The sequence below is a fragment of the Streptomyces sp. NPDC030814 genome, assembly GCF_055572155.1.
In genome coordinates this window covers 94,825-102,004 of record NZ_JBVIDX010000028.1, presented here as the reverse complement: position 1 = coordinate 102,004, position 7,180 = coordinate 94,825, and the positions used below count along the sequence as shown (strand labels likewise).

At 69.0% G+C, this 7,180-nt stretch carries 8 protein-coding genes; 2 read left to right on the top strand and 6 right to left on the bottom strand.

Translation table 11 applies throughout. From position 1 onward, the window contains the following. Positions 1-1,219 precede the first annotated feature (1,219 nt). Together ACZ43N_RS36590 and ACZ43N_RS36585 are read left to right on the top strand one after the other, a co-directional pair. A complete protein-coding gene (locus ACZ43N_RS36590) occupies positions 1,220-1,918 on the top strand; it encodes a hypothetical protein (RefSeq protein WP_468103380.1) in 699 nt (232 codons plus the stop codon). Next, on the top strand, positions 1,915-2,337 hold the full coding sequence (locus ACZ43N_RS36585; protein WP_468103379.1) for a MarR family transcriptional regulator: 423 nt from the start codon (positions 1,915-1,917) through the stop codon (positions 2,335-2,337). The genes ACZ43N_RS36590 and ACZ43N_RS36585 overlap by 4 nt, the downstream gene beginning before the upstream one ends. A gap of 923 nt (positions 2,338-3,260) precedes the next feature. Here the strand turns inward: ACZ43N_RS36585 and ACZ43N_RS36580 are convergent. The 6 genes from ACZ43N_RS36580 to tpg form a co-directional block, all read right to left on the bottom strand. After that, positions 3,261-3,518 carry a hypothetical protein gene (locus tag ACZ43N_RS36580; RefSeq protein WP_093780635.1) on the bottom strand — a complete coding sequence of 86 codons (258 nt, stop codon included), beginning with the start codon at positions 3,516-3,518 and terminating at the stop codon, positions 3,261-3,263. Next, the gene (locus ACZ43N_RS36575) at positions 3,508-3,738 is read right to left on the bottom strand and encodes a hypothetical protein (RefSeq protein ID WP_468103377.1); all 231 of its coding nucleotides are present in this window, start codon (positions 3,736-3,738) and stop codon (positions 3,508-3,510) included. Before ACZ43N_RS36575 ends, ACZ43N_RS36580 begins: the two co-directional genes overlap by 11 nt. Positions 3,739-4,046: 308 nt before the next feature. Then, complete coding sequence (locus tag ACZ43N_RS36570) at positions 4,047-4,214, bottom strand: hypothetical protein (RefSeq protein ID WP_468103375.1); 168 nt, start codon at positions 4,212-4,214, stop codon at positions 4,047-4,049. 361 nt (positions 4,215-4,575) lie between these two features. Then, positions 4,576-4,845 carry a hypothetical protein gene (locus tag ACZ43N_RS36565; RefSeq protein ID WP_468103374.1) on the bottom strand — a complete coding sequence of 90 codons (270 nt, stop codon included), beginning with the start codon at positions 4,843-4,845 and terminating at the stop codon, positions 4,576-4,578. After that, entirely contained in the window at positions 4,842-5,450 is a 609-nt protein-coding gene (locus ACZ43N_RS36560; protein ID WP_468103372.1) for a hypothetical protein, read from the bottom strand. The genes ACZ43N_RS36565 and ACZ43N_RS36560 overlap by 4 nt, the downstream gene beginning before the upstream one ends. A 129-nt stretch (positions 5,451-5,579) precedes the next feature. After that, positions 5,580-5,894, bottom strand: coding sequence for a telomere-protecting terminal protein Tpg (gene tpg, locus ACZ43N_RS36555; RefSeq protein ID WP_468103370.1), 315 nt, complete (start codon positions 5,892-5,894; stop codon positions 5,580-5,582). Between the last annotated feature and the right edge of the window lie 1,286 nt (positions 5,895-7,180).

Below are 7,180 nucleotides of genomic sequence, written 5' to 3'. Positions count from 1 at the left end.
CCCCGCGGAGCGGGTTCCTCCGGGCTTCGCCCGGAGGAAGCGACGGTCGCGCTGCGCGCAACCGTGGCGCACCCGCTCCGCGAGTGCGCCAGCTGTGCCACTGCGTGGCACAGCGTCAACTCGCGGGCTGCGCCCGCGAGTTGCGCGCGAGCCGCTGCGCGCCACGCGCCAGCGGCCGCAGCGCGGCCGCGCCCTCACTCCCGCCCGATCCGGGGCCTCCGCTCCGCTCCAGCCCCAACACTCCCCGCCCGCAGGGGAACCGGTCGGAAAAGCAGCAGCAGTGAGAGGGGGAGGCGGTGAGTGGAGAAAGGGTGCGGGCCGAATCGGGCGAGTACGGAGAGAGGTGACGGAGGGTCATGGAGAGGTCGGGTTAGGGGAGGGGCAATCGGCCCGAGCGACACCCCGGCCGGTTGAGTGCTTCACTTTGAAGCACTAGATAGGCTCTGGAACTAGCAGGCCACACCTGGCGCGGGCTAAAAAGAGACCCTAATTTCCACTCGGCACCTTCTGGGAATCCATCGGATAGGAAGCCTGAGAATTCGACCTACCGGACTGACCTTAGCCATAGAAAGGAACCTCGGATATGGGGACTTCGAAATTCGGCGTGCGGAGGTGCAGAAGCCGATCGGCCCTCAGGGCCGGGCGGCGGAACCGAGTTCCGGCCCGAGCCACGCCCTTGCTGCTGTTTGTCCGTCACGGCCGGCACCACCCGAGACTCAGAGCCGCTGGTGCCGCCTACGGTCCGTAGCTGCTCGACGGAGCCGCACGCGAAGCCGCTTCGGCCACGACGGTGCCCGGTGCGCGCCTTACGACGAAACATCAGATAAGGGCAGACCTCGCGTTTCCGCTGGTCATAGCGTTGCCGGTGGGGTGGCTTGTGACTCCTGAGGACGGACATAGGGCCTCTCGTATGTCCCTCTTGGGTAGACACATCGCCCCCGAAAGGTCGGCATTCCTGACGTAGCAGCGCGCGAGAGGTCAGGAATGCCGACTTCCCGGGGTGCGGAAGGTCAGCATGGCTGACTTTCCGCACCGGGCGTCGCGTTCGGCGCGACACCCCATAGATTCCCGGCGCGCAGGAGTTCGTGCCAGAGATGTGTCACCCCTGGGGGGACACAAGACTCGCCGGAAGTCAGGAATGCCGACCTGGAGGTCAGAAGTACTGACCTTCTGCTACGTTGCTGCACGCCCGGGATCTTGGAACTTTGGAGAGCTGCTCGTGTCCGAGTCACAGCGCCGCCGGCGTGCCGCCAGGCCCGCGCCCAACCCCGGCCTGGCACCGGACGATCCGCTGCGTGCCTTCGGCGAGCGGCTCCGGAAGATCGATGGTCTGGACGACCTGGCGCGGGCGTATCCCGGCCGGGAGATCAGCATCGGCCGCCAGCGCCAGCAGCTGGAGTTCTACTCCGACCCGGACCGGCCCAACGCCTTCGCCATGGTGGCGCTGGAGTTCTTCCTTGTGATCGCCCAGTACTACCGCGAGGCGCTGCCGCTGCGGCTGATCCTGCTGCTGATCGCCGGGCAGAGGGCCGGCGGGCGGATCCCGCTCACCCAGGACGACATGGCGCAGATCCTGGATGTCCCGCGCCAGAAGGTGAACGAGTCGCTGCGCGAGATCATGAGCCACGGCATCGTGATCAAAATCGGGCGCGGCGTCTACCAGTTCAACCCGCCGTACTCCTACGTCGCGGCCGAACTGGTCCGGCTCTCCGACGGGACCACCGAGTATGTTCAGGTGGACCAGGCCGACGCGCTCGCGGAGCTGCGGGCCGCGGCGCTGCCGGACCTGGTCCGGTTCCCCTCGCTGCAGCACATGCGCGAGGCGATCGAAGAGTTCCGCAAGGAACGGGCCCGGCAACGCCGGGAACGGCGGGAACGGTTCGAGGCGATGACGACGCAGAAGGAGGGCGATCGGTGAGCAGGGGCATGTTGGTTACACCGGTCAACGCGGAGGGCGTCGTCGCGGCGCTAGACCTGCCAGGGCCGGCCTACCGCGTCCTGTTCACCCTGCGCTCCCGCAGCGAGCCCGGCGGGCGCGTGGAGATGGGCCAGAGCCAGATCGCCGACCTGCTCGGACTGAGCCGCCCCAGCGTCACCTCCGGCCTGCGCGAGCTGATACTCGCCCGCCTGGTGAAGAAGCAGCGCAACGGCGTCTACCGCATCAACGCGATGCTCGCCGCCTACGAGACCCCCGCCGACGCTCGGGCCGCCATCGACGCCATGGACCCCGCGGACCGGATGGACGACCCGTACTTCGTCGCCCGCTACCACCAGGCCGTCGAGGACTACCGCGAGCAGCTCGCCCGCGACCGCCGCAAGAAGCTGCGCGTCGCCTGACCCAGCCCGGCTGGCACCACGGCGCTGCACCCCACGGTGCGGCGCCGTTCGTGTGTCTCGGTGTCGGCGTCGACACCAAAGATCCCTGCCATCCTGGACAAAGGCCCCCTCGCGCAGGGACAACTCGCGCGCTGCGCGAGTTCGTGTGCGGGTGCGGTGTGTCAGCTCCGTGCACACCGTTCCCGCGGGCGGGAAACGCCCAGGTCAGTGGCCGACGGATCGAAGTGTCAACGCTCTCGGTATAAGATCAGCACCCCAGCCAAGAGACGCACCGACGACGTCCAGGACCTCACGATCGTGCTCGCCGCCGGCGACGCCCAGGCGCTGGGCGGCGACGCCCAGCTGCTCGCCACGCTGTTCGGCAGCGCCCTGCACGGGATCGCCCTGCTGCGCACCGGCGGGGCAGGCGTCGACGACCTCGCGGCCGCCATTGAGGGCCCCACCGGACTGCTGGAGCGGACTCACTGCCGCCCGGAAGGCTCAGATGCGTCAGTGCGACGCGCAGGGCGGCTCCCACGGCGTCCTGGGCAAGGCGATGGGCGTCACCCGGGCGACGGCTCAGTCCCGCCGCCCGGCTGATTCTGCAGGAGCCGCCCGGCGCCCTGGAGCAGTGGGCCACCAGCGAGACGGAGTAACCCAGAGCAGCAGCGCCGTGCAGCAAACAATCGTTTGGTTGCTGCACGGCGCTGCTGCGTGCAGCAACGGGTCCGCTACCCGAGCAGCGCCCTTGTGCCGCCTGGCCCGCGGACCGGAGTGTCAACGCCCCTCCTGCATGACGAGCAGCACCCCAGCGACTCACGAGCAGCAGCCGGGCAGCACCGAGCAACGGACGCCACTGCAACCGGCACTGCACCGTGCAGCAGCAAGCAGCAGCGCCCCGGACCGAGGAGTCCGGGGCGCTGCTGCAGGGTTCTCGAGAAGCCCTACGCCTCAACGTACGCGACGATCGTGATCGACCCCAGGGCCGTCACGTAGTAGATCACCCGCACGCCGTCGATCTCGTCCACGTAGTCGCGCAGCAGGGTGCCGGGCACCTCGGTGCCGAGCTCCGGGTTGACGCTGATCGCGACGATCGCGCGGTCCAGGCGGTGCGTCTCGGACGCGGTGAGCTTCGCCAGCTGGGTGAGCGCGGGCTCCACCAGGATGACCCGGGAGCGCCGCGCGCCGTGCTCAGGCGACACGGGGCTCCTCACCGGCGAGGCGGGCGAGGTGGGCGTCGCGGGCGACCTCCCACGGCACGCCGGCCTCCGGCGAGGGGTAGCCGTGTTCGGCGATGTCCTCGAGCACGGAGGCGAGGACCTCGACCTTGGCGCGCTGGTCGGCCGCGTACTTGCGGACTGATTCGGCGGCGGCTTCGTCGATCGGCTGGCGTTCGGGTGCGGCGGCCGGCTCCTGGCTCATCGAGGGCTCCCCGGGGCGTCATCTGGCGTGTGTTCCCACGGTATCGCCGGGGCGCGGCGCCGGTCTGCGGTACGGGCGAAACCCGCCCGATGACACAGCTGAACAGTGACACAGATGGTCACGACCACCTGGGAAAACAGGGGGTTGATGACACAGTCCGGGGTCGATGACACAGATCCACAGCCCCCGGCTGGACCCAGGACCCAGGTGGACCCAGGTCGCGTGGTCGCCTGGGAAACGCCGGACCCAGGACCCAGGGACCCAGGTTCGTACGGCGCTGCTGGGTCCCGTCGGGCGTCAGGCCGGGGTCATTGGCCGGCCTGCGACAGGCCTTTCACGAGCTGGGTGACGACGTCCAGGATCGTCTGCCCAAACGCGGTCGGCGCGATCAGTACCCCGAACGTGAGGCAGATGACCACGGTCATCTTCTCGTCGAACCGGCTCCGGGAGTGCGTCCGGCGGCGCAGCCGCACCACGATGACTCCCGGTCGCGGCTACCAGGTCACTGGCATGCTGCTCGATGCTGAGGGCGAACCGTTCCGATCCGCTGGCTGCACCCACTGCACCCAATGGATACGCCCGTCTAGTCCTTCAGCAGCTGAGTCCATTCCGCACCCGTACAACTGCGCCCGCCCGTGTCGGGTGACGCCCGGTGATCGGTCCGGGGTGCCTGGGGCGGTCATGTCACAGGGTTACAGGTCGCCTCACAGGAACGCGTCCACCTGGGAATTCGGAGGTTCGACCTCACAGGCGAACAGGGTGAATAGGGCATTCGGGCTCACAGGTTCCCGCTTGTGTCACAGGTGGGCCGGGAACCTGCGAGGTCACTCTCCGTGATCAGAACCGGGCCGGGGGCCAGGTGTGCGGGCCGCGGCACTGCCCACAAGCGGCACAGCCCGCGCACTCTATGCAGAACTGCTTCGGGAGGCGCGGGCACCAGCAGATCGGGTTGTAGTCGGGGTCGTCCTCGCCCTCGAACCACGGCTCGCCCAGCGGGGGTCGGCCGTCGACGTGCACCTGGCCGTCGGCGGTGAGCGTCTCGAACCGGGTGCCGCACCAGGTCGACTCCGTCCACACGGCGATCACCGTGTCCGGGGCGCCGGTCACGACGCGGCTCCCGGGCGCGAGCCGCGGCCGGCCTCGTGGGCGCGGGCGAGCAGGGCGTTGACGGCGAGCGCGGCCGCGGGGTCGGACTCGGGCAGCCGGCTGACGGCGGCCCGCTCGTCCTCGCTCAACCCGTCCAGCAGGCCGGTGCGGGCCAGGGTGCGCAGCAGGGCGTGGCGCAGGACGTCGGGGGCGAGCGCGGCGTGGCGGGGGGCTTCGGCCTTCTCCTCCTGGAGGCGGCGCTCGTCCTCCAGCTGCCGGGCGTGCTCGCGTTCGGCGTCGGCCGCGAGCTCGTCTTGGACCACGGCGTCGGCGTCCGGGTCGTACACGCCGCCGGTGTCGGCGAGCAGCTGCACGATGCGCGTCCACTCCGCGACTTCGGCCGGGCCGCGCTCATCGCCGGCGAGGTCCTCGTGGTCGCGGACCATGTGCTGCTGCAGCTCTGCGTCCTCGAGGGCGGCCGCCGCCTCCGGGTGGGTCATGCCGCGGGCCCGCCGTCGGACCGAGCGGCGCCCGACCTTCGCCCAGTCGATCGGCTCGCGGGGCGCGGCCGCGCGGCGGGCGGGCACGCGCGGGCGCCGGTGGGATCGGGGTGCGTGGGTGCTCACACGAGCCTCCCATTCGTCGCGGAAACGGGTGCAGGGAATCCGGCTGCCGCGCGGTGGGTGCGGCAGCCGTAGACAGGTTTTATCGCACGTCGTGAATTCCGTGCGGCTAAAACGAGATATCGAGCCGTTCTATGTCCTTGAATTCGACGTGCAGGCCCGCGCGCCCGCCTCCCTCCTTGCGAAATAGGCGTCGGCGATGGCCTCCGTAACCAACTCGTGCAGGTCATCATCCGTCGCTCCGTTCTCCTGCGCGGTCAGGATCAGGTCGACGTGCGTGGGTGAGACGGCGGTCATGACGTCCCTCATCCGTCCCGCGTCGGAGCTCCCCTCCGGGCCGAATCCGAAGTCGGCCCGGCAGGAGATGACGAGCCCTCCAGACGTGGCCGCGCGCTGCCTCGCCTGTGCCCTGACCTGCGGTTGCCACTGCGCCTCGGTCTCCTCCACCTAAGCCGCCTGGAGGCGCTTCTGCGGCCTCTTGACGGCGCCTGAGCGGTAGCGCTCCACGGTGCGCCGGGAAACGCCCAGGCGCTCGGCTTCGGCCGCCGTGGATCCCTTCGCGCGCGTGAGAAGGAATTTCATCTGGGCTTGCGGGGATTGCGGCGCGGGACGGGTGAACATGGTACGTTCGGCCAGTCTGAGGCCCTCGAAGAGCTTGCGTCGAAGCGCGGCCGACGCCGGGGTGTGTGCTGATCATCCATACAGACAGCGTCAGGCCAGGCCCCTGTGGACAAGTGGCAGGAACGATCGCGCCGTCACGGACCCGCGGCAGGCCCAGCCGCTCCCGCCCGGGGCAGGCGAACTTGACGACGCCGGCCCTGCCGCTGCGTTCCACGCCTGGTGCAGCAGGACGTACGGCTTCTCGGCGACCGTGCCCGTCGGCCGCCAGGTAGTAGCCGCTGCCGATCCGGACAGGGTCGATCGACCTCGATGGCATTGGCTGTGGCAACGGCATGCCGGAGAGTTCGTCGTCGGCTCACCGGGATGAGCGTGTTCGCCCTACCTGCGATGTCCCGAGACTGGATTTATGCAGTGGCCTTGGAAGTCAAGGCGGCTCGCGCAGGACGTTGTGTAGATAGGGGAGACATCGGTGGTCAGGGCACCCTTCACATCGAAGGTGATTTCTGTCACTTGGGGTGATTGAGTGCACAACTACCCGTTCGCGCAAATGCGTTGGGTAAGTCGATCTCCGCAGGAAAGAAGCAGCTCATCGCGGGGTGGCGCAGGATGGCGCGGAGTGGCGTTCGGAAGTGGTGAACATATGCAAATCCTCGTGGGTGCTGTCGGTGTGAGAGCAGGCCCCCTTCGTTGCCCTGTCTCGTCGTGAAGGCTGCACTTTTGCGCGGGCTGATCGGGTTATCTGTTCCCCAGAGCAATGAGGCTTGAGGCGGCTGCATCTGACCTTCGGGGCGTGAATGTCGTCGACGGGAGTGGAGAGGGAGCGACCGCCGTGAGCTGTGAGTCAGCCAGTACGGCGCTGACCGGTGGCTGTTGTCGCTATGGGGCACGCGCGGGACAGGGAGGGCTTGGTCTGGCGCCTGCCCGGTGTCGAGGCGACTCGCTGCGTCCGGGGTTCGGCTGGGCGCCTTCATCCGCAGTCGTGTCCCACCTCGGTATGCGCACAAGGTGGGACACGCTTGCGGGAAACGGGTTGGCCCCCGCGTCTGTGAGCTGGAGAAACAGGGTTCTGCGGCATGGCCTGCTGCTGGATGGCCAAAGGGACGGTTCTGCGG